General features: G+C 60.2%; 22 protein-coding genes. 13 read left to right on the forward strand and 9 right to left on the reverse strand.

The genetic code is table 11. From position 1 onward, the window contains the following. Positions 1-7: 7 nt before the first annotated feature. Together ELH03_RS28985 and ELH03_RS28990 are read left to right on the forward strand one after the other, a co-directional pair. Positions 8-1,483 (forward strand): M81 family metallopeptidase, encoded by a 1,476-nt coding sequence (locus tag ELH03_RS28985; protein WP_128404431.1) that lies wholly within the window; start codon positions 8-10, stop codon positions 1,481-1,483. Then, a complete protein-coding gene (locus ELH03_RS28990; protein ID WP_130767100.1) occupies positions 1,484-2,584 on the forward strand; it encodes a D-TA family PLP-dependent enzyme in 1,101 nt (366 codons plus the stop codon). A gap of 274 nt (positions 2,585-2,858) precedes the next feature. On the opposite strand, the gene ELH03_RS28995 is transcribed toward ELH03_RS28990, so the two are convergent. Beyond that, positions 2,859-3,830: a LysR family transcriptional regulator gene (locus ELH03_RS28995; RefSeq protein WP_130659704.1), complete on the reverse strand. Its 972-nt coding sequence runs from the start codon at positions 3,828-3,830 to the stop codon at positions 2,859-2,861. 100 nt (positions 3,831-3,930) lie between these two features. Between ELH03_RS28995 and ELH03_RS29000 the strand changes: the two genes are divergently transcribed. After that, positions 3,931-4,380: a cupin domain-containing protein gene (locus ELH03_RS29000; RefSeq protein ID WP_130657304.1), complete on the forward strand. Its 450-nt coding sequence runs from the start codon at positions 3,931-3,933 to the stop codon at positions 4,378-4,380. Between the two features lies 1 nt (position 4,381). After that, entirely contained in the window at positions 4,382-4,759 is a 378-nt protein-coding gene (locus tag ELH03_RS29005; RefSeq protein ID WP_128412405.1) for a hypothetical protein, read from the forward strand. A gap of 457 nt (positions 4,760-5,216) precedes the next feature. Here ELH03_RS29005 and ELH03_RS29015 read toward each other — a convergent pair whose 3' ends face one another. The 5 genes from ELH03_RS29015 to ELH03_RS29035 all read right to left on the reverse strand — a co-directional run bounded on the left by ELH03_RS29015 (position 5,217) and on the right by ELH03_RS29035 (position 10,732). Continuing rightward, positions 5,217-6,350 carry an ABC transporter ATP-binding protein gene (locus tag ELH03_RS29015; protein ID WP_128412406.1) on the reverse strand — a complete coding sequence of 378 codons (1,134 nt, stop codon included), beginning with the start codon at positions 6,348-6,350 and terminating at the stop codon, positions 5,217-5,219. Positions 6,351-6,543: 193 nt separating this feature from the next. After that, the gene (locus tag ELH03_RS29020) at positions 6,544-7,749 is read right to left on the reverse strand and encodes an ABC transporter substrate-binding protein (RefSeq protein ID WP_027687532.1); all 1,206 of its coding nucleotides are present in this window, start codon (positions 7,747-7,749) and stop codon (positions 6,544-6,546) included. Between the two features lie 73 nt (positions 7,750-7,822). Next, positions 7,823-8,680, reverse strand: a complete 858-nt coding sequence (locus ELH03_RS29025) for a carbohydrate ABC transporter permease (protein ID WP_018071212.1) — start codon at positions 8,678-8,680, stop codon at positions 7,823-7,825. After that, entirely contained in the window at positions 8,677-9,561 is an 885-nt protein-coding gene (locus ELH03_RS29030; protein WP_018495148.1) for a carbohydrate ABC transporter permease, read from the reverse strand. Before ELH03_RS29030 ends, ELH03_RS29025 begins: the two co-directional genes overlap by 4 nt. A gap of 13 nt (positions 9,562-9,574) precedes the next feature. Further along, entirely contained in the window at positions 9,575-10,732 is a 1,158-nt protein-coding gene (locus ELH03_RS29035; RefSeq protein ID WP_130659703.1) for a Gfo/Idh/MocA family protein, read from the reverse strand. 330 nt (positions 10,733-11,062) lie between these two features. Between ELH03_RS29035 and yghX the strand changes: the two genes are divergently transcribed. Then, positions 11,063-11,950, forward strand: coding sequence for a YghX family hydrolase (gene yghX, locus ELH03_RS29040; protein ID WP_128412407.1), 888 nt, complete (start codon positions 11,063-11,065; stop codon positions 11,948-11,950). A gap of 70 nt (positions 11,951-12,020) precedes the next feature. On the opposite strand, the gene ELH03_RS29045 is transcribed toward yghX, so the two are convergent. Further along, complete coding sequence (locus ELH03_RS29045) at positions 12,021-13,394, reverse strand: MmgE/PrpD family protein (protein WP_130767101.1); 1,374 nt, start codon at positions 13,392-13,394, stop codon at positions 12,021-12,023. A 39-nt stretch (positions 13,395-13,433) separates the two neighbouring features. On the opposite strand from ELH03_RS29045, the gene ELH03_RS29050 reads away from it, so the two are divergent. The 8 genes from ELH03_RS29050 to ELH03_RS29085 all read left to right on the forward strand — a co-directional run bounded on the left by ELH03_RS29050 (position 13,434) and on the right by ELH03_RS29085 (position 22,930). After that, positions 13,434-14,408, forward strand: coding sequence for a LysR family transcriptional regulator (locus ELH03_RS29050; RefSeq protein WP_197730020.1), 975 nt, complete (start codon positions 13,434-13,436; stop codon positions 14,406-14,408). A gap of 37 nt (positions 14,409-14,445) precedes the next feature. After that, complete coding sequence (locus ELH03_RS29055) at positions 14,446-15,351, forward strand: LysR family transcriptional regulator (protein WP_128404422.1); 906 nt, start codon at positions 14,446-14,448, stop codon at positions 15,349-15,351. A 178-nt stretch (positions 15,352-15,529) separates the two neighbouring features. Beyond that, positions 15,530-16,474, forward strand: coding sequence for an ABC transporter permease (locus ELH03_RS29060; RefSeq protein ID WP_128412410.1), 945 nt, complete (start codon positions 15,530-15,532; stop codon positions 16,472-16,474). Next, positions 16,471-17,289 carry an ABC transporter permease gene (locus ELH03_RS29065; protein ID WP_128412411.1) on the forward strand — a complete coding sequence of 273 codons (819 nt, stop codon included), beginning with the start codon at positions 16,471-16,473 and terminating at the stop codon, positions 17,287-17,289. The genes ELH03_RS29060 and ELH03_RS29065 overlap by 4 nt, the downstream gene beginning before the upstream one ends. Further along, positions 17,286-18,914, forward strand: a complete 1,629-nt coding sequence (locus ELH03_RS29070; protein ID WP_128412412.1) for an ABC transporter ATP-binding protein — start codon at positions 17,286-17,288, stop codon at positions 18,912-18,914. The genes ELH03_RS29065 and ELH03_RS29070 overlap by 4 nt, the downstream gene beginning before the upstream one ends. A 1-nt stretch (position 18,915) precedes the next feature. Continuing rightward, positions 18,916-19,779 (forward strand): serine hydrolase, encoded by an 864-nt coding sequence (locus tag ELH03_RS29075; protein WP_128404418.1) that lies wholly within the window; start codon positions 18,916-18,918, stop codon positions 19,777-19,779. A 24-nt stretch (positions 19,780-19,803) separates the two neighbouring features. Next, entirely contained in the window at positions 19,804-21,348 is a 1,545-nt protein-coding gene (locus tag ELH03_RS29080) for an ABC transporter substrate-binding protein (RefSeq protein ID WP_130767102.1), read from the forward strand. A 133-nt stretch (positions 21,349-21,481) separates the two neighbouring features. Next, positions 21,482-22,930, forward strand: coding sequence for a M20 family metallopeptidase (locus ELH03_RS29085; RefSeq protein WP_128412414.1), 1,449 nt, complete (start codon positions 21,482-21,484; stop codon positions 22,928-22,930). Between the two features lie 171 nt (positions 22,931-23,101). Here ELH03_RS29085 and ELH03_RS29090 read toward each other — a convergent pair whose 3' ends face one another. Both ELH03_RS29090 and ELH03_RS29095 read right to left on the reverse strand, forming a co-directional pair. Continuing rightward, positions 23,102-23,542, reverse strand: coding sequence for a DMT family transporter (locus ELH03_RS29090; RefSeq protein WP_128412415.1), 441 nt, complete (start codon positions 23,540-23,542; stop codon positions 23,102-23,104). Continuing rightward, positions 23,539-24,024, reverse strand: a complete 486-nt coding sequence (locus ELH03_RS29095; RefSeq protein ID WP_128412416.1) for a DMT family transporter — start codon at positions 24,022-24,024, stop codon at positions 23,539-23,541. The genes ELH03_RS29090 and ELH03_RS29095 overlap by 4 nt, the downstream gene beginning before the upstream one ends. Between the last annotated feature and the right edge of the window lie 131 nt (positions 24,025-24,155).

Here is a 24,155-nt window from a genome sequence, read left to right on the forward strand (position 1 = left end):
GACTTTCTTGCGCATTTTCACGGCAGCACTGGCGACCGAGACCAACACCTTTTCCCCGATCTGCGTGGATCGTCGCGCATTCGAAGCCTCTCTTTATGCCCCGCCCGGCCAACATCCCGAAACGCCAACGCTCTGCACCGCGCCGATCACCGTCGGAAGGCGCGTCACCGCTGAAAAGGGCTGGGAACTGATTGAGGGAACCGCCACCTGGGCCGACCCCGCAGGCCTCGTCAACCGGGCGACCTACGAGGAATTGCGTGACGAAATCCTCGGTCAACTCAGCGCGGCAATGCCTGTCGACGCTGTCGTCATGGGCCTGCACGGCGCCATGGTGGCCGCCGGATACGAGGATACCGAAGGCGATCTGCTGTCGCGCATCCGCGAGATCGTCGGGCCTGATGTCCTCATCTGCGCCGAACTCGATCCACACAGCCATCTCACCGCAAAACGCGTCGCAGCGCTTAATTTCGCTGTATATTTCAAGGAGTTTCCACATACGGACTTCGTCGACCGCGCTGAGGATCTCTGGCGCATTACGGTCGAAACGCTTGAAGGCCGGATCAAGCCTGTTATGTCGGTGTTCGACTGCAAGATGATCGACGTCTTCCCGACATCGCGCGAGCCCATGCGTTCCTTCGTCGACAAGATCATGCAGATCGAGAGGGATGATCCGGACATCCTGTCGATCTCGGTGATCCATGGCTTCATGGTGGGCGACGTTCCCGAAATGGGGACGAAGCTGCTTGTCGTGACTGATAACAAGTCGGGAAAGGGCGCGGTTTTGGCGCGCGAGCTCGGCCTTGAGCTATTTTCGAAGCGTGGCACCTTCATGGTCCCGCAGATCGACGAGAAGGAAGCCGTCTCGCGCGCGATGACTGCCACCGCATGGCCTGTTGTCATTGCCGACGTCTGGGACAATCCGGGTGGCGGCACCGCAGGGGATGCGACTGTCATCCTCGGGGAGCTCATGGCCCGCGGCGTCAGGAGTGCTGCGATTGGCACCATCTGGGATCCGGTGGCCGTCCAGATTTGTTTTGCGGCAGGCGAGGGGGCGGAAATTCCACTGCGCTTCGGCGCCAAGTCGGCGCCCGGCACCGGCAATCCTGTCGACGGCACCATCAAGGTCGTCAAGCTGGTGAAGAATGCCGAGATGCAGTTCGGCGAGAGCCTCGCACCTTTCGGCGATGCCGCACATATCGTCCTCAACGGTATCGACATCATCCTCAATTCGACGCGCGCTCAAAGCTTCGATCCGAGCCTTTTTTCGGCGATGGGCATCGATCCCGCCAGGCAGAAGATCCTGGTGATCAAATCCACAAACCACTTCTTCGCGTCCTTCTCGAAGATCGCGGCGGAGATCCTTTACTGCTCCGCCGGAACGCCTTATCCCAATAATCCGGCGACGACACCGTACCGGCGGGCACCGAAGACCATATGGCCGATCGTCGCCGATCCACACGGACCAGAACGCGGAGCCGCCTAGATGCATGACAACAGGTTTGCCGTCGTCGCCAAGGCAGGCGACAGGATCGCCGATCTCTCGACGCCGCGCCCTGTGATCGACGAAGACAGGTTGGCTGCAAACATAAGCCGCGTTCAATCCTATATGGATCAGCACGGGCTGAACTTTCGACCGCATATCAAGACGCACAAGATCCCGGCCCTGGCCGTTGCGCAGGTTGCCGCAGGCGCCAAGGGCATCAATTGCCAGAAGGTCACGGAAGCCGAAGTCTTTGCCGAAGCCGGCTTCGAGGACATCCTCATCACCTTCAATATCCTCGGACCGCAGAAGCTCGAGCGGCTGGCCAAGTTGAACGAGAGAATTTCGGCCCTCAAGGTCGTCGCCGACAGCGAAGTGACGGTCGACGGGCTCGCAGCACATTTCTCCGGCCACAAGCCGCTGAACGTGCTGGTCGAATGCGATACCGGCGGCAGCCGCTGCGGCGTGCAGACCCCGGGGGAGGCGGCCTCGCTCGCCAAGCGCATCGCCGCTGCTGACGGCCTCACCTTCGGCGGCATCGTGACCTATCCGAAACCGCAATCGGCCGCCGCCGTGGAAGCCTTCATCGCCGAAACGCTCGAACAGCTGACATCGGAAGGCATAACCTGCCCGATCGTCAGCAATGGCGGAACGCCGAGCCTCTTCGAGGCGCATCTCGTCACCTCGGCCACGGAACACCGCGCCGGCACCTATATCTACAACGATCGCCAGATGGTGCGCATGGGCCATTGCACCGAGGACGATTGCGCGATGCACGTGCTGGCGACCGTCGTGTCGCGGCCAAACGCCGACCGTGCCGTCATCGATGCCGGGTCGAAGGCGCTGACATCGGATCTTCAGGGTTTTAGCGATTACGGGCTGATCGTCGGCTATCCCGAGGCGCGGATCAGCAGCCTCTCGGAAGAACACGGCGTGATCGACCTGTCGAATTGCACCGGCCCCCGGCCGCAGATCGGCCAGAAGCTCTTCATCATCCCGAACCACACCTGCGTCGTGTCCAATCTGTTCGACACGATGGTCTTCCATCGGGGCGGCATCGTCACCCGCGTCGAGGAAGTCGCCGCCCGCGGCCTCGTCTGGTAGAGGTCGGTTCCGATTGAAGGCGAAGTGGCCCTGATCACCGACGACCGCAGTGATTGGCTGATTGCTCGCGGTCTCGGTATCAGCAAGAATGCAGTCGCTGATATCGCAAGACATGCACGCGGCGGATGATTTCGTTGCGCCAATAACAGACATCAGCTCAGCACCGACGGATGACCGATTTGGGCCGGAAACTGACGGTCGGTTTTCGGCTTCTAAGTATTGAGAGAGCAGCCGTTCCATAGCGCTCGATACGGGACGCAAACCTAGCCCGCAATCAATCGAGATTGCCAGCGCTTCCCCCGACGCTGGATTGTTCAAGATCATCGAGTGGCGTGAGTATTTCGGAGACCTGATCGCGCAGCCAAGTGTGTGCACGGGAGGCCGAATTGCGCCGGTGCCAAATCATTGCCAACAGTGTTGGCGGCAAAGCAAAGGGCAGCGGATGAATGGCAAGCCCCTCTGCAATGGCCACTTTCACGGCCATCCGGCGCGGTACAATTCCGACAAGGTTTGTCGCGGCCACAGACCGCAAGACGGCCGCAAAGGTCGGTACCGAGAGGACGACCTCACGTTGCAGGCCCAATGCAGCAAGTGCGGCAGTTTCTCGATCGGGCGCCATCTCGATGACGCGGAAGGCGGCGTGGCGCAGACTGCAATACAGTTCGACGGGCATCGCCGCCGCCGGCGTAACACCGTGCTGGCGTAGAACCGGATGATCCTGCCGCGCAACAACAGCGTAACTGGCATGAAAGATGGGTCGCCAATCGACCCAGGGCGAAAAATTGCCCGCAGGCAACAAGATCAGATCCAGCCTGGCTTCTCGTAGGTCGTCCATGGTCTGAAGATTGAGCGAGTCGGTATAGCGCAGCGAAATGCCCGGTGCCCGCTGTTCCAGGTTAGCCATTAGGCCGGGTAGCATCATCTCGGTGAAAAAATCCGACGCTGCAATGCGGAAAGTCTGCACCGCACTCACCGGATCGAAGCTTGCCGGGTTTAAGAGGCGGCTTGAATCCTCAAGCAGTTGCGTCAGCGGCAACACCAAAGCAAGTGCAAATTCGGTCGGGCGCATTTGCTGGCCATCACGCATCAGCAGTGGATCGCCGAAGGCGGCGCGCAACCGCCCAAGGGCCGCCGACACGGCCGGCTGCGATAGGCCAACCCGCTCCCCGGCGCGCACGGTAGACCGTTCGCGCAACAAGGCATCCAGCACTTTCAATAGGTTGAGGTCGAAGGCGGATAAATTCATGGGATCAATTCAGTCGATATAATCATCCAATTTATCACAAGCCCGGCGGCGCGCTATTTCGGGGGCCTTCCGATCAACCAACCACGAAGGTCCCTGTATCATGAACATATATACCCAGCCACAGCAGTCTCATAGCTGGAACGGCACCACCTATCGCATCCTGTTGTCCTCCGCCGAAACGCAAGGCGCCATGTCCATCGTCCACGGCGTTGCCGGCCCGCTTGAGGGCCCGCCTTCGCACATCCATGAGGCCGAGGACGAAACCTTCCTTGTGCTGGAAGGCGTCATTGATTTCGAACTTGAGGGCACCGTGTTTCGGCGCGGTCCGATGGAGACTGCGCATATCCCACGTGGCAAGCGTCATAGCTTCCGCACCGGTCCCGACGGCGCTGTTTGCATCGCCGTGCTGACGCCGGGTGGCTTTGAAGGTTTTTTCGAAGAAGTCGCCGCAGCCGGTTTTCAAATACCGCGTGACATCGCCGCGGTTGCCGAATGTGCGGCACGCTATGGCTCGCAGTTTACCGGCCCCGGGCTGGCGCAGAGAGGCTGATATGCGTGACATCGCCTTTATCTTTTTTCTCGCAGCGGTCGTGTGTGTCACCTCTGGCATGGTTTGGGGGATCCAGATGGCAATCAGCGAGGACCACTTGCTGGCGCCGGCCCATGCGCATCTCAACCTGGTGGGATGGACGACGCTAGCGTTGTTTGGCCTGTACTACCGGCTGACCCCCACCGCAGCGCGGGGGATACTTCCCCGCGTTCACGCCGGACTTGCCATCCTCGGTGTCGCTCTCATGGTCCCCGGTATTGCCATGGTCATGGCCGGAGGTTCGCCCGCTCTGGCGAGTGCCGGCGCGATACTGACTTTGGCCTCGATGCTGCTGTTTCTGGTGACCGTTGCCCGCTACGGATTTGGTGCAGAGGCGTGACGACTGACCGCGGGCTTCGCAACGCCCGCGGTCAAAAGGCTTGGTTTAGCCTCCGGGCATTATAAGAAAAGCGGACCGAACGCCGCGAGAACTGCCGTCCGATTGCCAGAGGTTCTGTGGCGGCATGGAGGAATTCGTGATCTAATCACCCGCATGGGGTGGAATATGAACGCCGGCGCAACTCGACCAGCAGGTATCTGGCTGGACCGGCTCAACAATGGCGGAAGGCTGATCCTACCGCTTACCACTGATCTTGGATTTACCAGCAGCAACTGGAGCAACAGGCACCTTCGCGGGCCGGACTCTGCTATCTGCAGGAGATTGTCCAAAGACGTTCGTGGAGTGAAAAGCACCCCGAAATCATGCCGGCGGGCAGCCGTAATTGCTTGGGGTGTCATTCGCGCCTAGCCGAATCCGACCCCTGGCAGGACGAACCGCCGAAACAGGGCCAGTCGGCTCAGGCCGCCGTCGGATTGATCACGTTCATATCGATTTCGGTCAGTTCCACGCGCCGCTCGAAAGCTATGCCCGCCTCGTCGAAGAGGTGGCAATCTGCGGCATTGATGCCGGTTGCAACCGGCACGTCCGCGCGGATGCCGACGCTGCCCGGCAGCATGGCGCAGAAATTTTCGGCCTCTCCGTTGAGCGAGGCGTAAGCGACCGTATTTGCCCCGAGGCGCTCGATAACCGTCGGCGTCACGGTAAAGACGATATCGCCGCCGTTAAGCTGGATATGCTCCGGCCGGATGCCGAGCGTCAAAGCCTTGCCGACAATGCCGTCGCGCGGCGCCACGGGCAAAAGGGCTGTCTGGCCCTGATAATCCACCTCGACGCCATTGGCGCTGACGCTTTTACAGGTCACGGGAAGAAAATTCATTTTCGGATTACCGATGAAGCCGGCGACAAACTGATTTCTGGGCTTGTGATAAAGCTCCAGCGGCGCCCCAGTCTGGGAGATATCGCCGGAATCCAGCACGACGATACGGTCGGCCATGGTCATGGCCTCGACCTGGTCGTGCGTCACGTAGATCATCGTCGCCTTCAACTGCCTATGCAGCTTGGCAAGCTCGATGCGCATGTCGGCGCGAAGTGCTGCGTCGAGGTTGGACAGCGGCTCGTCGAACAGGAATATCTTCGGTTCGCGCACAATTGCCCGGCCGATCGCGACGCGTTGGCGCTGGCCGCCGGAAAGCATGCCGGGTTTCTGTTGCAGCCGCTGTTCGAGGTGAAGGATGCGCGCTGCATTCTCCACCTTGGCCTTGAGCTTTTCCTCCTCCATCTTTTCGACGCGAAGCGGAAAGGCGATGTTCTCGAAGACTGTCATGTGCGGGTAGAGTGCGTAGGACTGGAACACCATGGCGATGCCGCGCTTGACCGGCGGCAGGTCATTGACCCTGATACCATCGATGACGATGTCGCCCGCGCTCGTCGCGTCGAGACCGGCAATCATGCGCAGCAGGGTGGACTTGCCGCAGCCTGACGGGCCGACGAAGACGACGAACTCGCCGTTCTTCACATCGAGCTGCACGCCCTTCAGAACTTCGTAATCGCCATAGAACTTCTGAACTTTGTTGAGAAAGAGCTGTCCCAAAAATCTGTCTCCGCCAGCGGCCTTCGTCGCACATTCGATTACTATCCCTGCATAATTCCATAATCGGATTCGATTTAAGGATAAAATTATGCAGCAATTCAAAGTGCTACAGCGTCCGTTGCGCCTCTCGAAAAGACGCGCGGCGCTGTAGGGGAGGGATCGCGGATGTTGCCTCCCGCGATCCCAAAGAAGCTTACTTGAACGCCTCGACTTCGCCGGCAGCCTTCTTGAGTGCTGCCTCCGGCTCGGCCTTGCCCGTCACCACGGACTGGATCATCTCGATCATCGAGTTCTGGAAGCCCTTATAGTCGGTGAAGAGCGGCTCCGGACCACCATAGCTGATGCCGTCGATCAAGGGCTTCCAATAGGGATCCTTGGCGACGAATTCATCGACCTTTGCGGACGGGCGCAGCGGGGTGAGGCCGGCGCCGCCCTGCAGTTCGTATTCGGACTGCACATCGGGCGAGGTGATGAACTTGGCGAATTCCGTCGCCTTGTCCTCGACCCCCGAACCCTTGAAGATCGCCAGGCTGTCGGTGATCAGCAGCGTGCCGGGGCCCTTGGCGTCGGGACCGAGCGGCAGTGTCGTGATGCCCCAGCTGATCTTCGTTTTCTTCAGGCGGTCGGCCGCACCCGAGCCTGCCTGGATCATCGCGACCTTGCCGTCGAGGAAGATGGCGCGGACTTCGTTCTGCTCGTAGGCCGTCGGGCCTTCTTCGGCGTAGGGAACGATGTCCTTGTAGGCCTTCAGTGCAGCAAGAATCTCAGGGCTGTCGAGCGTGACCTTGCCGTCGGCATCGATCACCGCGCCATTATTGGTGTAAACCCAATGCATGAACTGGTGCATCGTGTTGTCGAACGTCTTGGCGGAGAGACCGAAGCCCGGAATGCCGGTCTTTTCCTTGATGGTCTTTGCCATCTCGATTTCTTCGGCCCAGGTCTTCGGCGGCGTCTCGGGATCGAGGCCGGCCTGCTTGAAGAGATCCTTGTTCCAGTAGAGCGCCTTGGTAGAGAAGGCGATCGGAACGCCCCACTGTGAGCCCTCAAAGGTGACCGTGTCGACGATGTGCGGATAGTAGGTCTTCTTCTCGTCGTCCGTCATCGGCACCGGAACGATGAGGTCGTTCTGCGCGAATTCCTTCAGCGTGCGCGAACCGACATAGGCCATCGCCACCGGCGTACCGGCGGCGGCGAGCGTCGTTGCCTTGTCCTGGCACTGCGCCCATCCGACGACTTCGGGGGCGACCTTCCAGCCTGCGTTCTTTTCTTCCCACTGCTTGATGTATTTGATGTGGACCGGGTCGATCGTGTCGCCGCAATAGATCCAGCTGATTTCCTTGTCGGCCGCCTGGGCAGTGACGGCGGTCAGTGCCGTCGAACCGAGCAGGGCGAGCGCCATAAGGCCTGTCTTGATTGTAATGCTCACGTCGTGACTCCCATTCTTGTGTTAGCTGTTCACTCGTTTTTTGGTCTTATTGTTTCACCGCACCGGCGGTCAGCCCGCCGACAAGGTAGCGCTGAAGGAAGAAGATGACGACCATCGCCGGCGCGATACCGACGAAGGAAGCCGCCATCAGTTCGTTCCAGATGACCTCCTGCTTGCCGAAGTAAGCAAAGAGCCCCACCGGCAAGGGCATGTATTCGGTCTTCGAGTTGAACGTCAGCGCGAAGATGAATTGCTGGGCGTAGGCGCCGATGAAGGTGGTGATGGCGACGACGATAATCCCCGGCATCGCAATGGGCAGGATGACACGGCGCAGCGTGTAGAAATGGCTGGCGCCATCCATGTAGGCCGCTTCGTTGAGTTCCTGTGGAATACGGATCATGTAGGTGCGCAGCAGCCAGATCGCCGACGGAATCAGGAAGGCGACGCCCGGCACAATCATGGCGAGATAGGTGTTGAGCACACCGATGCTGCGCATCAGCCGGAAGAGCGGGATCAACAGCACGGCGCCGGAGAACATGTTCACCGTCAGGAACGCGCCGAGCAGGATCCCCATGCCCTTGAACTCGAACTTCGCAAAGGCATAGGCCGCCGGAATGACGAGGCAGAGCACGATCAGCGTGACGATGATCGAGATGAAGAACGAGTTGAAGATATAGCGCCCGAAGCCCGGCACGCTGATCCACATCGTCCGATAGGCTTCAAACGAGCCGTTCTCCGGCCAGAAGCGGTAGGGCGAGGAGAAGAGCTGGCTGAGCGGCTTCAGCGAAACCAGGAAACCTTCGACGAAGGGCGACAGCACGAAGAAAAGAAACAGCGCGATGCCGCAATAGATCAGGATGATTTCCCACCAGCGGTAACGGTCGATCATGGCTGCATTGCTCATGCGCGCTTCTCCGGATTGAGGCGGCGGGTGACGCGGAAATAGGCGAAGCAAAAAAGCGACAGGAAGATGCAGATCAAAACGGCGCGCGCTGCACCTTCACCGTATTTCTTCGAGCCGATCGCGGTCTGATAGGTATCGATGATCATCGTCGTCGTCTCGCCGCTCGGTCCGCCCTGCGTCAGGATCCAGATGATGTCAAACGAGTTGAAGGTAGCGATCAGCGACAGCATCGACATGGTGATGATCGCCGGAACCATCAGCGGCAGCGTGATGCGGCGGAAACGGTACCAGCGGCCGGCGCCATCGGTCCAGGCAGCCTCGTAGAGATCCTTCGGAATGGATTGGATTGCGGCCAGGAAGTAGATCGTCACCAGCGGCACGCCGATCCACACGTCGGTGATGATCGTTGCCCAGAAGGCGGTGCTTCCATAAGCGAGGAAGGCGACCGGACCATCGACCAGACCGAAGCGCTGCAACATGCCTGATATCATCCCGAACTGGCCGTTATACATCCAGCCCCACATGAAGATGCCGATCGCCATCGGCACGATCCATGGCGGCATGGTCAAAAGCCGGAACAGCGAGCGGCCGGGGACCGCGGCATTCAGCATGGTCGCACCGAAAGTGCCAATCACCATTTTCAGGGCGACCGAGAAGAATGTCCAGATGAACGTACGGATGATAACTTCTGCAAACCGCTCGTTGAAGATCTTCTCGTAATTGGCCCATCCGACCCAATTGGTGGTCTTCCTGAGGGACGCGTCGGTGAAAGAGAGAATGAAGGTATCGACCAGCGGATAGGCGACGATCGCCAGAACATAGAGCACAGCCGGAAGAAGAAGGATGCAAGCGAAGATGAAGGTGCTTCTTTGAACACTCATCTTGCCGCCCTCCTCAAGCCGCTCTTGCGTGAAGGGCTTCGTCGAAGCGGTCCCAGATCGGACGCAGATCGACGACCGCTTTCTTCATCCTCGCTTCGTCCATCGCCAAGGCGAGGATGCCGGCCTCGAGCGCATTCAGCGTGGAAACAGGAAGTTCGAGCCCGGTGCGCACGCTTTCAAGCAGGTCGCTCGCCATCTGTTCATCGGCGCCGTAGTGCTGGGAGAGCTCGGTGGCGGCATATTTGTTTTCGACAATCTTGTTGCCGGTCAGCTGTTCGTGCACATCGAGATAGCCGCGGACGAAATCGCCTTCGGCCATGCCGCGCGAGCCCATGATGGCAAAACGGCGGAATTGATCGGGCACATTGAGATTGGTGTGAAAGTTCATGCCGACGCCATTGGCATATTCGACGATCGCCACCTGATAGTCGATGATATCGGCATCGCTGTCGAAGACCTTGTCCGATCCCATCCACCCGCTCGGCTTGCGGTGAAAAAGCTCGAGGTCGTTGATACCTTCGCGCGCCGGGTCGTTGGCCGGAGTGAAGCTCTTGCGGCCGCCGAAACTTGCGACGCGCTCAGGCCGCGCGCCGACGACACCATTATAGAGATCGAGGTCGTGGCAGCATTTCTCCAGCATGAAGCTGCCGGAATAGCGCTCATAGCGGCGCCAGTCGCGCATGAAGAAGGCGCCGTGATAAGGCTCGATATGTTCGGAGGCCTCGATCGACACGATCTGACCGAGCTTGCCCTCGGCCTGGATGGCGCGGAGATCCTTATAAAGAGGAGAATAGCGCAATACGAGGCCGACCATCAGCCGCTCGTGGCCGAATTTTGCCATCAGATGGGCAAGTTCGATGCTTTCGGCGATCGTGGTGACGATCGGCTTTTCGCAGAAAACCTTGAGACCGGCCTGAAGTCCGAGCCTGATATGATCGAGATGCATGTGATTGGGGGAGCCGATCATCAGGAGATCGAGCTTTTCCGAAGCGAGGAGCTCCTCCGGCGAACCATAGGCCTTGCCGACCGAAATTCCCTTTTCCGTCAATCCGGGAAGTCCGGCGGGTTCCGGATCCACATAGCCTACGATGTCGAAGCTGCTATCGATTGCCTTGAAAACATAGCCGAGATAGCCGAGCCGGAATCCTAGCCCGATGATTCCCACTTTCATGCCGATCAAGTTCCCATTTAGTAATTTATTTTCTTTAAGTTGGGACAAAAATCGGGAGGCGTCAATAGAAAACGGGCCTCAAAGCGCGAGTATGAAATTAATTTTCATAGATCGGTAGCCGGCGGTCGATTGCTGGCTGCGACCGGCCGGACGCCGATTGCCAATGGCAATAGTGCGCATCTCTTGAAGCCAGGGCCGCGAATTCGGCGCCTGTTGGCGCAGCCAGCAATCGCCCCGGCAAGCTCACGCGGAACTCGCGAAATGTTGAAAAGAGCCGCGAGTTTACGTGTGTAGGATGGGGCGACAAGCCGGAGGCAAGGAGGAGCCATCATGACACGTATGACAGCCAAGGATTTCCCTCAGGAACTTCTCGAACTCTACGATTATTACGCGCACGGGAGAATTACCAAGCGCGAGTTTCTCGACCGGGCCGGCAAATTCGCTGTCGGCGGCGTGACGGCAGCCGCCATTCTTGCATCACTGAGCCCTGACTATGCGCTGGCGACCCAGGTCGAGTTCACTGACCCCGATATATCAGCCGAATACATCACCTATCCTTCGCCGAAAGGAAATGGAGATGTCCGCGGCTATCTCGTCCGCCCCAAAAACGCGACCGGCAAAATCGCCGCCGTGGTGGTCGTTCACGAGAATAGAGGCCTGAACCCCTATATCGAAGATGTGGCGCGGCGCGTGGCAAAGGCGGGTTTCATCGCACTTGCACCGGATGGCCTGACCTCGGTCGGAGGCTATCCCGGCAACGATGAAAAGGGGCGGGAGCTCCAGCAGAAGGTCGACCCGGAAAAGCTGATGAACGATTTCTTCGCGGCGGTCGAATTTTTGATGCACAGCGATCTCACCACCGGCAAGGTCGGCATCACCGGTTTCTGCTATGGCGGCGGCGTCGCCAATGCTGCGGCGGTCGCCTATCCGGAACTTGCCGCAGCCGTGCCCTTTTACGGCCGGCAGCCGCGCGCCGAGGACGTGCCGAAGATCAAGGCGCCGTTGCTTCTCCACTATGCCGGGCTGGACAAGGGGATCAACGAAGGCTGGCCGGCCTACGAAGCTGCGCTGAAATCGTCTCAAAAAACCTACGAGGCCTATGTCTATCCCGACGTCAATCACGGCTTTCACAATGATTCCACACCCCGCTACGACGAAGCGGCAGCCAAGCTCGCCTGGCAGCGAACGGTCGACTGGTTTACGAAATACCTTGCCTGACAACGCCGCGGCCTGAACGATGCTGCGGGCGGGGAGGCTTTCCCCGCCGTCTATCCATCTCCGTGGCTTGTCAGGGCGACTGACGGTCTGCAATCAGGCTCCAGAAGGGATCGTCGCCGGACAGGTTTTCCAAATCGGCAAGCCTGCGAAGCTGCAGGAAAGAGGCGCCGGACACATTCCGATTTCCCCAGCGCAAGCAGTCGATGAATTTGACTTCACGTTCATGAACGCTCATCGGCGCTTCGAGCGATCCCTTCGCATGCAAGCGGGACTTGTTCAAAATGCGCCCGTCGCGCATCGTGACCGTGACGACATGCGGGAGGCGCTCCACGCCTTTTTCCTCATCGGCCGAATAGGACTGCATTTCGATGCGCGGCATGAATTCCCGGATTTCCGGCCGCCCTATCTCCTGCCGCGTAAAATCGGAAAGGCTAAGGGAGCCTTTGAGGAAAGCTGTCGCCAGGCAATATTGCATCGAGAAGCGGGCCTGCATCTCGTCGGCGGGCTCGGGATAAGCGAGGTTGCGGACAGCGGATATGCCGACTTTCGTCTTGATCCTGGCAATGTCCCCCGCCAAAAGCCCATGCTCCTGCTTCAGATCCAGAAGCGCGTCGATTGCGCGATGGGTCGAAGCGCAGCAGGGATGGCGCTTGGTCACCACACCACGGCTTTCGACGATATGCTCCTCCTCGAATGTCAGGCCCTCCCAGCCCTTGGCATCATCGCCTCCGAAAAGATCGAGGAAGCCTTGCGGCCGCTCGAGGATATCCGCCCGCCCGCTCATGCCCGCAAGCGCCATTCGTGCCGCATCCACGGCATTGCGCGCGGCAATGCCGGCATGAAGCGGTTTGGCGGTCGTGCCGAATTGCCCTTTCGGGCCGCAGGCAAAGCTCGTCGCGAGGCTCATCGCCGCGGCTAGGCTCTCCTCGTCGGCACCGAGAAGCCGTGCCACACCAGCCGCGGCCCCGATGCTGCCGACCGTCGCCGTTGCGTGCCAGCCCCTGTTGTAGTGAGAGGGATTGACGCCAAAGCCGACAGCCGCCTGCGCTTCCAGCCCGGCCAGGTAGGCCTCAAGAAAGCGTTTTCCGCTTGTCACCTTGCCACTCGTCAGAACCGCCAGCAGCGCCGGCACCAGCACCGCGGAAGCATGCGCCCTCGCCGGATGGAAATTGTCATCGAAATCGAGCGCATGAGCCGCCGTTGCGTTGATGAGTGCGGAGAGAGAGGGCGAGGCGGAGCCGCCGATAACGAGCCGCGCTTCGCCGCCTCCGGCGATTTCCCCGTCGAAAGCGCGGGTGAGCGCTGCGACGCTTTCATCGCCGCTGCCTGCAATCATGCAGCCGATGGTGTCCACCGCAGCATCTCTTGCCCTGTCCATGGCGAGGTTTGAGAACGTCGTTCGCGACAGGACCTGTCCCGCGATCTTCCGGAGAATGGTGGCCATTGACGAAAGTCTTTCCGTGAGTTTGGTTCTCAGCGGAAAATGTTCAACTTTCCGCAGCTCCGCAATCTTATGCGGTTTGCGGGTAGGGCTATCGACACTGGAGATAGAATGGCGCGAGACACGAGTGCGGCGATCAGCCTGAAGCATATCGAGGCCTATGACGCCATCGCCGCGACGGGCTCGACGATCGCCGCTTCCGTCGAACTTGGGATCTCGCAATCCAACGCCAGCCGCTTGTTGCAGCAACTGGAAGACTATCTCGGCGTCCGGCTTTTCGACCGGGAAAAGAACCGGCTTCAACCGACCCGCGAGGGGCTGCAGCTCGGCCCGGAAATCCGTGCCATTTCCGACCGGCTACGCGCCTTGAAAACGGCGGCGATGGAGCTCGAGAGCGGCCGATCGCGCGAGATCATGCTGCGGCTCGCCTTTCCCGCCAGCCTTTCCTCGACGCTCATTCCGAAGCTGGTGAAGAACTTTCTCGCCGCGAATGGTCCGATGCGCGTCGAGGTCGCATCCGGCAGCTATCTGGCAATTGAACGGATGGTGGCCGACGGCGAGGCCGATCTCGGCTTCGCGCGTCTGCCGCTGATGAGCCCGGGATTGAAACAGGAGAAGATCCTGTCGTCGCGGATCATTTGCGCCCTGCACAATGATCATCCCAAGGCCGGCAGCCGCCTATTGTCTGTCGGCGACCTGAAGGGGCAGGATCTGATCATGCTGAACAGGGAGCGACCGGTTCGCCACGAGTTGGAGGCGTTGTTCTACAAGGCCGGCATCCGTCAACGCCCCTTGCTCGAGGCACATTCGGTGGCGAGTGCCTGCGCGCTGGCCGCCCAGGGGCTCGGCATTGCGCTGGTCGGCGAGATCATCGCCCGCGAATATGCGACGCTGCCGCTGCAGTTCATTCCGCTCGAACCCGAACTGCCGGTTGCCTACGCGCTGATCAGCGGAGAGAAATTTCCGATGCCCAAGGCCGCCAGCCTATTCCTTCAAAGCATTTCGGATTGGGCATGATGACGGTGCTTGAACTGTCCCGGGGGATTGCGAACACATGAATATCAAGCAACTGGAAGTCCTGCGCACGCTTCTGGCGACGGGGTCGACGATTGCCACGGCAAAGACGATGGGTCTCAGCCAGTCCGGCGTCAGCCGCCTCCTCCAGCAGCTCGAGGCGGATCTTTCGATGTCGCTTTTCGTGCGCGACAAAGGCCGTCTCGTTCCGACCCCCGAGGCCCTGCTTCTTGCCCGCGATGCCGAGAACATCCTGCTGGCGGTCGATCGGATGTCGGGTCATGCGGAGGACTTAAGAAGTGGCGCCGCCGGCCCTGAGATCGTCCGCATCGGCCTGCCGAGCAGCATGTGGGAGCATTTCGCGCCGGCAATGCTGGTCGATTACATCAGCGATTTCCCCGGTGTGCGGATCGAAACCTTCTTCGAGACGACGACCGCGATCAACAAGCTCGTCGAGCAGAGGGTGATCGACTTCGGCTTTCTGCGCATGGAGGGCGAGAGCGGACCGGGCATCGAGGTCGAGCGCGTCGCTACCGGCGAAAGCGTCTGCGTCGTTCCAAAAGACCATCCTCTTGCGAAACTGGAGGAAATCACGGTCAAGAATTTGCGCGACGTTCCTCTCATTCTGATTGGCCGCCAACGGCCGAACCGCATGGCGCTCGACCAGACCTTCCGGCGGGCCGGCATCAAGCAGATCGTCAAAATCGAGACGCATACCAACAGTTCCGCCTGTTCCTATGTCGCGCATGGCCTTGGGGTCACGATCATCAGCAGCTTTTATGCGAACCTCTATCGCCACCTGCCGGTGGTTCACCGTCCTTTCGTGCCACGCGCGACCCAGGAATTCGGATTGGCAAGGGCGGTCGGGACGCCACTCTCGATTGCCGCCCACGCTCTGAGCGATGCCTTGAAGCGACAGATCCAGCTTTCGCAAAAAGACATTTAAAATCAAATTTTTAGCCTGAACTCTTACGCGAACGCAGCCGCTTTGGTTGCGGTCGTATTCCGCATAGACTTATGACGGAATCGCATAATATTGCGGATATTTCTTCATTCGATCATAGTCTGCGGCAACGAAACCGATGGCGCCGGGCACTGTCCGTCGCCCATCGCGGGGAACAAAAATGCTTAAATTCGTTCTAAACCGCCTGCTGATGGCATTGCCGACGATCGCCCTCGTTTCGGTGACCGTCTTCACGCTGATCCGCTTCATACCCGGCGATCCGGCGGCACTGATGCTGGGCGACATGGCTGAGCCGGCTCAGATCGCGGCAATGCGCTCGGAACTCGGCCTCGACAAATCGCTGCCGCAACAGTTCCTGATCTGGACCGTCAATGTCGTGCAGGGTGATTTCGGCCGCTCGATCGTCAATGACGAGGCGGTTCTGCCGCTCGTCGCATCACGTTTTCTGGTCAGCGCCGAAGTCGTCGTCGTCGCCGTGCTTCTGGCGAGCCTCATCGCCGTGCCGGCCGGCGTCATCGCCGCCTGGCGGCAAAACAGTCTGACGGACCTGGCGCTGGTCGGCACGGCCACGATCCTGCTGTCGATCCCGACATTCTGGCTCGGACTCCTGCTTCTGCTTTTCTTCGGCTTGAAACTCGGCTGGTTGCCGGTCCTGGGCTATGTCTCGATCGGCAGCAACGTCACCGGTGGCCTGCTCTACCTCGTGCTGCCGATCATGACCCTTGTCATTCATGAGATGGGTGTGTTGATCCGCATGGCACGCGCCTCGACGCTGGAAGTGCTGCGTCTCGACTATATCACCCACGCCCGGGCCAAGGGGCTTTCCGAGAGCGCCGTCCTCTGGCGGCACGCCTTCAAGAATGCCTTCGGACCGACCTGGACAGTCATCGGTCTGATCCTCGGCAATCTGCTCGGCGGCATTGCCGTCATCGAGACGGTCTTCACCATTCCGGGGCTCGGGCGACTGATGGTCGACAGCATTTTTGCCCGCGATTACCCCGTGATCCAGGGGTGTCTGCTGTTCGTCTCGCTTTCCTATGTGCTGGTCAATTTGGTCGTCGACCTGCTCTATCCCCTGTTCGATCCGCGGGTAGTCGCCGAATGAAAAACGTCACCTTCAACGGCTTCATCGGCAGCATTCTGATTGCCGTATTGCTCATCTCCGCTGCGATCGGCCTTTTCTGGACCCCCTATGATCCGATGAAGCTCGGCTTCACGGCACGGCTGGCGGCGCCAAGCAGCGCCCACTGGCTCGGAACCGACGAATTCGGCCGCGACGTGCTCAGCCGCCTGATCGTCGGCGCCCGGGCGAGCGTCTGGATCGGCACCTTGACGGTCGTATTCGCGACGGTCTGCGGCACGCTGATCGGTCTCGTCAGCGGTTACGCCCGCGGTTGGATCGATGCAGTCATCATGGCCGTCAACAATGCGCTTCTCGCCTTTCCGGGCATCCTTCTGGCGCTTGGATTGCTCGCCGTCTTCGGCGCCAACCAATATGGCATCATCTTCGCGCTGGGCATTGCCTATTCGCCCTCCATGGCCCGCGTTGTCCGGGGTGCCGTCCTGTCGCTGCGCGAGCGGGAATTCATCGAGGCCTCCAAGGTGATGGGCAATGGCGAGCTCTACACCATGTTCCGCCATATCCTCCCCAATTGCATCGCCCCGATCACCGTGCTTGCGACCTCGATGTTCGGCTGGGCGATCCTTTCGGAAAGTGCGCTCAGCTTTCTCGGTCTCGGCGTCCCGCCACCGGCGCCGACCTGGGGCAACATGCTGGCCGCCGGCCGACCATTCATCGAGCAGGCTGTCTGGCTGGGTCTGTTCCCGGGCCTGGCGATCGCCCTGACGCTCCTCGGCATCAATCTTCTGGGCGACGCTCTTCGGGACAAGCTTGATCCGCGGATGAGGGGGCTGAAATGACCAATAGAACGCTTTTGAATGTCCGCAAACTGTCGCTTCAGGTCACTGGCACCGGTGTGCAGGTCGTCAAGGACGTCAGTTTTGACATCGCGCCAGGCGAGATCTTCGGCATCGTCGGAGAAAGCGGATCGGGCAAGACACTGGCAACACGCGCCCTGATCTCGCTGCTGCCGGCACCCATCAAGGTGATCGGCGGCTCCGTTACATACAAGGGACGCGACGTGCTTTCCATGAACGGCGCGCAATTGCGCCAATTGCGTGGTGCGGAAATCGGTGTCGTCTTTCAGGAACCGATGACCTCGCTCAATCCCTCGATGACCGTCGGCCGCCAACTCGAAGAAGGGTTGCAGCTGCATACGAAACTTTCGCGGGAAGAGCGGCGCAGCCGGATCCTCGACATGCTGAACCGGGTCGGCATCCGCGATCCCGCCGGGGCTCTCTCTTCCTATCCGCATGAATTCTCGGGTGGCATGCGCCAGCGCATCATGCTGGCATCGGTCATGCTGCTGAAACCGGCGCTGTTGATCGCCGACGAGCCGACAACCGCGCTCGATGCCGTGATCCAGCGCGACGTCATGGAATTGATGGTGGAACTGACGCAGGCGGAAGGCACCGCCGTGCTGCTAATCAGTCACGACCTGCCGATGGTTGCCCGTTACACGGACCGCATCGTCGTCATGGAAAAGGGCGTGATCGTCGAAGAAGGACGCACCGCCGATCTGCTCGACGCACCGCAGCGTGCCTATACGAAGAAACTGCTTTCCTCCCTGCCGTTTCGTGGAGAGACGCGGACGATCGACAAGACCAAGGCGCCGATGGTTTCGGCGCGGGATATCGTCGTCGATTATGCGGGCCGGCGGTCGCTGATGAAGAAGGCAACGCCAAAACGGGCGCTGCATGGCGTCAGCATCGATATCCACGAGGGCGAAGTCGTGGCACTAGTCGGCGGTTCGGGTTCCGGCAAGACCACACTCGGCCGCACCATTGCCGGACTGGTCCGGGAGAGCGAAGGCGATATCCGCTTCAAGGGACGCAGCCGCGACGACGACTGGATGGACTATCGGCTGAATTGCCAGATGGTGTTTCAGGATCCTTATTCCTCGCTCAATCCGCGCATGACCATCGTCGCGCTTGTGGAAGAAGCGCTGCGGCTCGTTCCCGATCTCGACACTGCGGCAAAGCGCAAGCGCGCCCTGGAGACGCTGGAAGAAGTCGGGCTTGGGGCCGACTTCGCCGGGCGCTACCCGCATGAGCTTTCGGGCGGCCAGCGTCAGCGCGTAGCGATCGCCCGGGCCATTGCGCGCCGGCCGAAATTCCTGATCGCCGACGAACCGGTATCGGCCCTCGACGTGACGGTCCGGGCGCAGGTGCTCGAACTCCTGTCCGATCTGCAAAAACGCTACGGCTTTTCCTGCCTGTTCATCAGCCACGATCTCGGCGTGGTCGAACAGGTGGCCGATCGCGTCGTCGTCATGCAGGACGGCCGGATCATCGAGGAAGGCGACCGCGATACGGTTTTCGACAGCCCGAAGGAGGCCTATACGCAAAGGCTTCTCTCGGCCATCCCCGCTCTGGACCACAATGCTCAGGGCGGCGTGATCCTCAAATGGCGCCTGGAGAACTGACATGACGACGATGATTGAATCCGCAAAGCTCGCGGAGCGATTGAACGCGATCTGCGATGCCCAGCCTTTCGTGACGCGCTTCATGGTGCGTGCGCTTGGCAGCGGTGAAACGATCGGCAGAGGTGCGGATGAGGAAACGCCCTCCGCCAGCACCAGAAAGACCTCGATCATGATGGCGGCCCTGAAGGCCGCGCATGAGGGGCGCCTGGATCTGGACGAACGGATTACCTACGAAAAGCGTTTCGCCGAGGAAGTGGCGAGCGGGATGTTCCGCTATCTGACGCCCGGTATCGTCATATCGCTGCGCGATGCCATTACCGGCATGATGGTGCTGAGCGACAATGTCTGCACCAAGATGGTCTTCGAAAGGCTGACGCTAGAAGAGGTCGACGATTATTGCAAGTCGATCGGCATGTCAGGCACCAACCATCGCTTCCTCATCCCTCCCTTGGCGCTGTCGCCCGATCATTCCTTGAAAGCCGTCACCACGACGACGGCACGGGATCAGGTCTATCTGCTGCAGACCATCCTGGATGCCCAGGATTCGCGGGAAGCCGCGGACCGGCTCGGCTGCTCGCAGGCGCTGTGCGCTTACGCGCTTCAAACCCTGAAGAACCAGATCCTGCGTTATGCCATTCCTTCCCGGCTGCCATTCGGTGCGCTCGTCGCCCACAAAGGTGGCACGGGAAAGCGCGGCCGCATGAATGCCGGTATCGTCTATCGCGACGGGACCCCCTTCTACATCATCGCCGCCTATACCGACGACGTGCCGCAGGAAATGCCGGACGGCACCCCTGGCTATACAGTCGCGCTTGAAACCATCGGCAGGCTTTCACGCGCCTGCTGGGATGAACTCCAATCCTAACAATCCATAAAAGAGGGTAGAACAATGCATAAGCTTCTTCTTGCAGGGACCATGTTGATGGCGACGACCGGCGTGGTCCACGCCCGCGACATCGTCGTGGCGCAAAGTTCCGATCTGCGCAGCGCCAATCCAGGCGTCAATCGCGACGGCAATACCGATGGCGTCATCCTGCATATCGTCGAAGGGCTCGTCGGCTATGCCAACAACGGCGAGGTCAAGCCGCTGCTGGCAAAGAGCTTCGAAGTCTCGGCGGATGGGCTGACCTACAGCTTCAAACTGCGTGACGACGTCAAATTTCACAACGGCCAGAAATTGACCGCCGATGACGTCGTGTGGAACTGGAACCGCTATCTCAAGCCCGAAACGAAATGGACCTGCCTTCCTGATTTCGACGGTAGCGGCAGCGTGCATGTTACCGGGGTCAAGGCAGTCGATGCTTCGACCGTCACCATCACGCTGGAAAAGCCATCCGCGGTTTTCCTTGGCCTGATGTCGCGCCCCGAATGCGGTTACACCGGGATGATTTCGCCGGAATCGGTCGGCGCGGATGGCAGCTTCATCAAGCCGATCGGCACCGGTCCCTTCAAATGGGATGAATGGAAGAAGGGCGAGTATATCCATCTCGCCAAGTTCGACGATTATGTCTCGCCCCAGAACGACGGCAAACCCGACGGCATGGTCGGATCCAAACGCCCTCTCGTCGATGGCATCAAGTTCATGGTCATTCCCGATGCTTCGACCGTAAAGGCCGGCCTTCAGTCCGGGGTGCTCGACACCGCGGAGATTTCGCCGGACCTCATTCCCGAATTCAAGACGAGCGATACGATGCAGCTGATCGTGGCGCGCAACAACGGCAAAAACCTCTTCTACATCCAGACGCGCGACAAGGTTCTGAGCAATCCCGGCGTGCGCCGCGCCATGGCGATGGCACTCGATCTCGATCAACTCGTCGAGGCAGCCTCCAATGGCACCGGCGCAGCCAACGGTTCCATGGTTTCGGAAGACTCGCTCTATTTCGACGATGTCCAGAAGGAGCGTTTGCCCTACGACCTTGAGGCCGCGAAGAAGGAACTTGCAGCGGCCGGCTACAAGGGCGAGCCGATTTCCATCATCGCCAACAAGCGCAGCAACGTGCCAAGCTTCCCGGCCGCGGTGATGGCGCAGGCCATGATGCAGCAGGCAGGTCTCAATGTGCAGATCGAGGTGCTCGACTATGCGACGCAGGTCGATCGCCGCCGGTCCGGCAACTACCAGATCATCTCGCAATCGGTCGCGCCGCGGCTCGATCCGGCGCTGATGTACGGCTTCTATGTCGGCAACAAGGACAAGAATGCGTCTTTGATGTGGGATGACCCGAAGGCAGTCGAGTTGATGAAGGCCGCCTATGCGGAGTCCGACCAGACGAAGCGTCAGGCGATCTTCGACGAGTTTCACACGCTGATGCTCAAGGAAATGCCGGGCATCTTCCTCTATGACATGGTCGATGTCTGGGGCGCGACCAAGAAGCTGAAGGGCCAGCCCGTCTGGCAATCGAATGCCCGTCTTTGGGAAGTTTCGCTCGACAACTGATCCTGAACTGCCGCGCCCGGTGGTCGGGCGCCACCATCCCGCTTCGACAGTCAACAGAAGATCCGGCAGGCAGTCCTGCCGGGTCCGGTGCAACACATCCCTGTGGCGGCAGGGCAGACAGCGAGGAAATACCATGAATCTTGACGCGATCAGCTCCATTGCCGCGACGATCGAAATGATGAAGCCGGATTATACCGCCCTCAGCGACAGTATCTGGGATTTCGCGGAGTTGAAGTTCGAGGAGCGGCGCTCGTCGCAATTGCTGGCAAGGACACTCGAGGAAAACGGCTTTGCCGTGCGCCGCGGCGTCGCAGACATGGAAACGGCCTTCATCGGCGAATCCGGCAGCGGCAAGCCGGTGATTGCTTTCCTCGGCGAATTCGATGCCCTGGCCGGAATGAGCCAGACCGCCGACGTGGCCGAGCCTCTTCCCGAGGCGGCGGGAGCAACCGGTCACGGCTGCGGGCACAATCTGCTTGGCGTCGGGTCGCTGATGGCGGCGGTTGCGCTTGCCCGCCACCTCAAGGAGAACAACCTGCCCGGGACGGTGCGCTATTACGGCTGCCCGGGAGAGGAGGGCGGTTCCGGCAAGACCTTCATGGTTCGCGCCGGCGCATTCGATGACGTCGATGCCGCCCTGACCTGGCATCCGGCTCCGTTCAACGGCGTTCGTTCGACGAACAATCTTGCCGTTCTCGAATATTACTATCGCTTCAGGGGTGTCGCGGCACATGCTGCCAACAGCGCCCATCTCGGCCGTTCGGCGCTCGATGCGGTCGAACTCATGAATGTCGGCGTCAATTTCCTGCGCGAACACATGCCGCAGGATTGTCGCGTTCACTACGCGATCACCGACACCGGCGGCAGGGCCGCCAATGTCGTGCAGGCCAGCGCCGAGGTTCTTTATCTGATCAGGGCGCCTGACATGCCGCAGGCGCTTGAGCTTGCCGGGCGCGTCGAGAAAGTTGCACGAGGTGCCGCGATGATGACCGAAACCGCGGTCGAGATCGTGTTCGACACCGCTTCGACCAACCTTCTTCCCAACATCACGCTTGAAACGGCAATGCACGAGAACATGGTCGCGCTCGGGCCGATAGCCTTCGACGAGGCCGACATCGCCTTCGCCAGGAAAATCCAGGATACCTTCACTGAGGAAGCGATCAGGAGCAGCATCCGCCTCTATCAGATCAAGGGCGATGTGTTCGCCAACGCCAAGGTCGATGGCTCGACGCCCTTGCACACTGGACTGCGCGATTTCGAGGGACAATCGCATTTCCGGGCCGGATCGACCGATGTCGGCGATGTCAGCTGGGTGACGCCAACCGCGCAATGCTGGGCGCCAGCCTGGGCGATCGGCACCAATCCCCATACCTGGCAGGTCGTCGCGCAGGGAAAAAGCCCGGCCGCGCACAAAGCCATGGCGCATGCGGCCAAGACGCTTGCGACCACGGGTCTGGCATTGATGTCGTCATCCGACCTCCTGGCAGCCGCGACGGCCGAGTGGCGAGAAAAGACCAGCGGCAAAGCCTATACATGCCCGATCCCCGACAATGTGATGCCCGCAACGGTTCACGGCCGGTAGTTCCCGGCCGCTCGGGCTTCCCGGCTATTTCCGCTTGTCGGGCGCGTGCATACTGGTCTTGGCCGTTCTTTACGGCGGGGAGCCATTCTTCGCCGTCCATCCGTCCCCTTGCGACCCGCCGATGAAATTGCCCGGTCAGCGACGGCACCGGAATCGCAGCACGGCGCTTGGCTATTGCGAGCCGCCGGCTTTGCGTCGTCGCCGGCTGACCATCATTCCGCCGACGATGAGAACAATTCCAGCCGCGTTCGCCCAAAATGACGCTGGAACAGCGCTGATATAATCAAACGCTACCCCTGTTACCATCTGGCCACCGATGATCAGCAGAGCCGAATTAACCGCACCTATTCGGGCAATGACCCAACTGCCCGCCGCCACGAAAATAACGCCGATGGAACCACCCAGATAAGCATACCAAGGCGCCTCGGCAGCGCCCGCAGGAAGCAGGCCCCCGACAACGAGGCCAAGGCAGGTGAGGACAGCAAAGCCTATGGCATGATTCCAGAAGGATGCAATCAGCGGCGTGGTGGATATGCTCAACCGCCCATTGAGCTGACGACTGAGGCCGACGAGCACACCGCCCAGGCAGGCGAGGAGAATGAACACCATCACGCCGCGCCTCGCCCAAACAGGATGATGAGTGCAGCCCCCGTGACGACCAAGCCGAGCGCGGCGATGTCTCGTGTATCCGGACGCCGCTTTGGCAGACCGAATAAACCCCAGCTGTCGGCCGCGACGCTGAAGGCGACCTGGCCTGCCAAACCCAAAGCCAAGGTGCCGGAGAGCCCGAGCGGTGAGTTGACCGCAGTTGAGGTCAGAATAACCGTTGCCGCACCGGATATCCCACCGAAATAGGCCCACCAGGGCGCGTTGGGGGCTTTTTCCACCCTTGGCGTGCGCCGGCGGTGGACCACCAGGAGAAGAATGACGGCTGCGATGATGCCCGTGCCGTGTGCGGTCCAAGATGAGAACAGGGGATTCCCATAACGGGCCAACTCCCCATTGAGGTGCACCATGAAAGTCAGGAGCCCGCCCGTGGCAAAAGCTCCGATGAAATAGATGGGATGCGCATTACGCGCTGCTTCGGTGGTCATTGCGGATCCTGTCAAAGAATCGATTGCGCCCGATATTTTTCAAATTGCCACTAAGGCCATTCATCGGCATTTTCAGCAAGATGATTAGCACCGTGCGTCTGTCAGACCGGCCCCTCATTGATGGTGTTCAG

The organism is Rhizobium beringeri, from assembly GCF_004306515.1.
Classification (GTDB): domain Bacteria; phylum Pseudomonadota; class Alphaproteobacteria; order Rhizobiales; family Rhizobiaceae; genus Rhizobium; species Rhizobium beringeri.

What these genes read in the sequence shown, in the direction of transcription:
- ELH03_RS29020 (WP_027687532.1), bottom strand. Translation starts at nt 7,749, where the DNA reads ATGGCGCTCGCCCTGCTCGGTTCGACGGCACTGACCGCCGTCACTGCC.
- ELH03_RS29045 (WP_130767101.1), bottom strand. Translation starts at nt 13,394, where the DNA reads ATGGCCACCATTCTCCGGAAGATCGCGGGACAGGTCCTGTCGCGAACG.
- ELH03_RS28995 (WP_130659704.1), bottom strand. Translation starts at nt 3,830, where the DNA reads ATGAATTTATCCGCCTTCGACCTCAACCTATTGAAAGTGCTGGATGCC.
- ELH03_RS29055 (WP_128404422.1), top strand. Translation starts at nt 14,446, where the DNA reads ATGAATATCAAGCAACTGGAAGTCCTGCGCACGCTTCTGGCGACGGGG.
- ELH03_RS29050 (WP_197730020.1), top strand. Translation starts at nt 13,434, where the DNA reads ATGTTCAACTTTCCGCAGCTCCGCAATCTTATGCGGTTTGCGGGTAGG.
- ELH03_RS29065 (WP_128412411.1), top strand. Translation starts at nt 16,471, where the DNA reads ATGAAAAACGTCACCTTCAACGGCTTCATCGGCAGCATTCTGATTGCC.
- ELH03_RS29070 (WP_128412412.1), top strand. Translation starts at nt 17,286, where the DNA reads ATGACCAATAGAACGCTTTTGAATGTCCGCAAACTGTCGCTTCAGGTC.
- ELH03_RS29060 (WP_128412410.1), top strand. Translation starts at nt 15,530, where the DNA reads ATGCTTAAATTCGTTCTAAACCGCCTGCTGATGGCATTGCCGACGATC.
- ELH03_RS29025 (WP_018071212.1), bottom strand. Translation starts at nt 8,680, where the DNA reads ATGAGCAATGCAGCCATGATCGACCGTTACCGCTGGTGGGAAATCATC.
- ELH03_RS29080 (WP_130767102.1), top strand. Translation starts at nt 19,804, where the DNA reads ATGCATAAGCTTCTTCTTGCAGGGACCATGTTGATGGCGACGACCGGC.
- ELH03_RS29075 (WP_128404418.1), top strand. Translation starts at nt 18,916, where the DNA reads ATGACGACGATGATTGAATCCGCAAAGCTCGCGGAGCGATTGAACGCG.
- ELH03_RS29095 (WP_128412416.1), bottom strand. Translation starts at nt 24,024, where the DNA reads ATGACCACCGAAGCAGCGCGTAATGCGCATCCCATCTATTTCATCGGA.
- yghX (WP_128412407.1), top strand. Translation starts at nt 11,063, where the DNA reads ATGACACGTATGACAGCCAAGGATTTCCCTCAGGAACTTCTCGAACTC.
- ELH03_RS28990 (WP_130767100.1), top strand. Translation starts at nt 1,484, where the DNA reads ATGCATGACAACAGGTTTGCCGTCGTCGCCAAGGCAGGCGACAGGATC.
- ELH03_RS29000 (WP_130657304.1), top strand. Translation starts at nt 3,931, where the DNA reads ATGAACATATATACCCAGCCACAGCAGTCTCATAGCTGGAACGGCACC.
- ELH03_RS29005 (WP_128412405.1), top strand. Translation starts at nt 4,382, where the DNA reads ATGCGTGACATCGCCTTTATCTTTTTTCTCGCAGCGGTCGTGTGTGTC.
- ELH03_RS29030 (WP_018495148.1), bottom strand. Translation starts at nt 9,561, where the DNA reads ATGAGTGTTCAAAGAAGCACCTTCATCTTCGCTTGCATCCTTCTTCTT.
- ELH03_RS29085 (WP_128412414.1), top strand. Translation starts at nt 21,482, where the DNA reads ATGAATCTTGACGCGATCAGCTCCATTGCCGCGACGATCGAAATGATG.
- ELH03_RS29035 (WP_130659703.1), bottom strand. Translation starts at nt 10,732, where the DNA reads ATGAAAGTGGGAATCATCGGGCTAGGATTCCGGCTCGGCTATCTCGGC.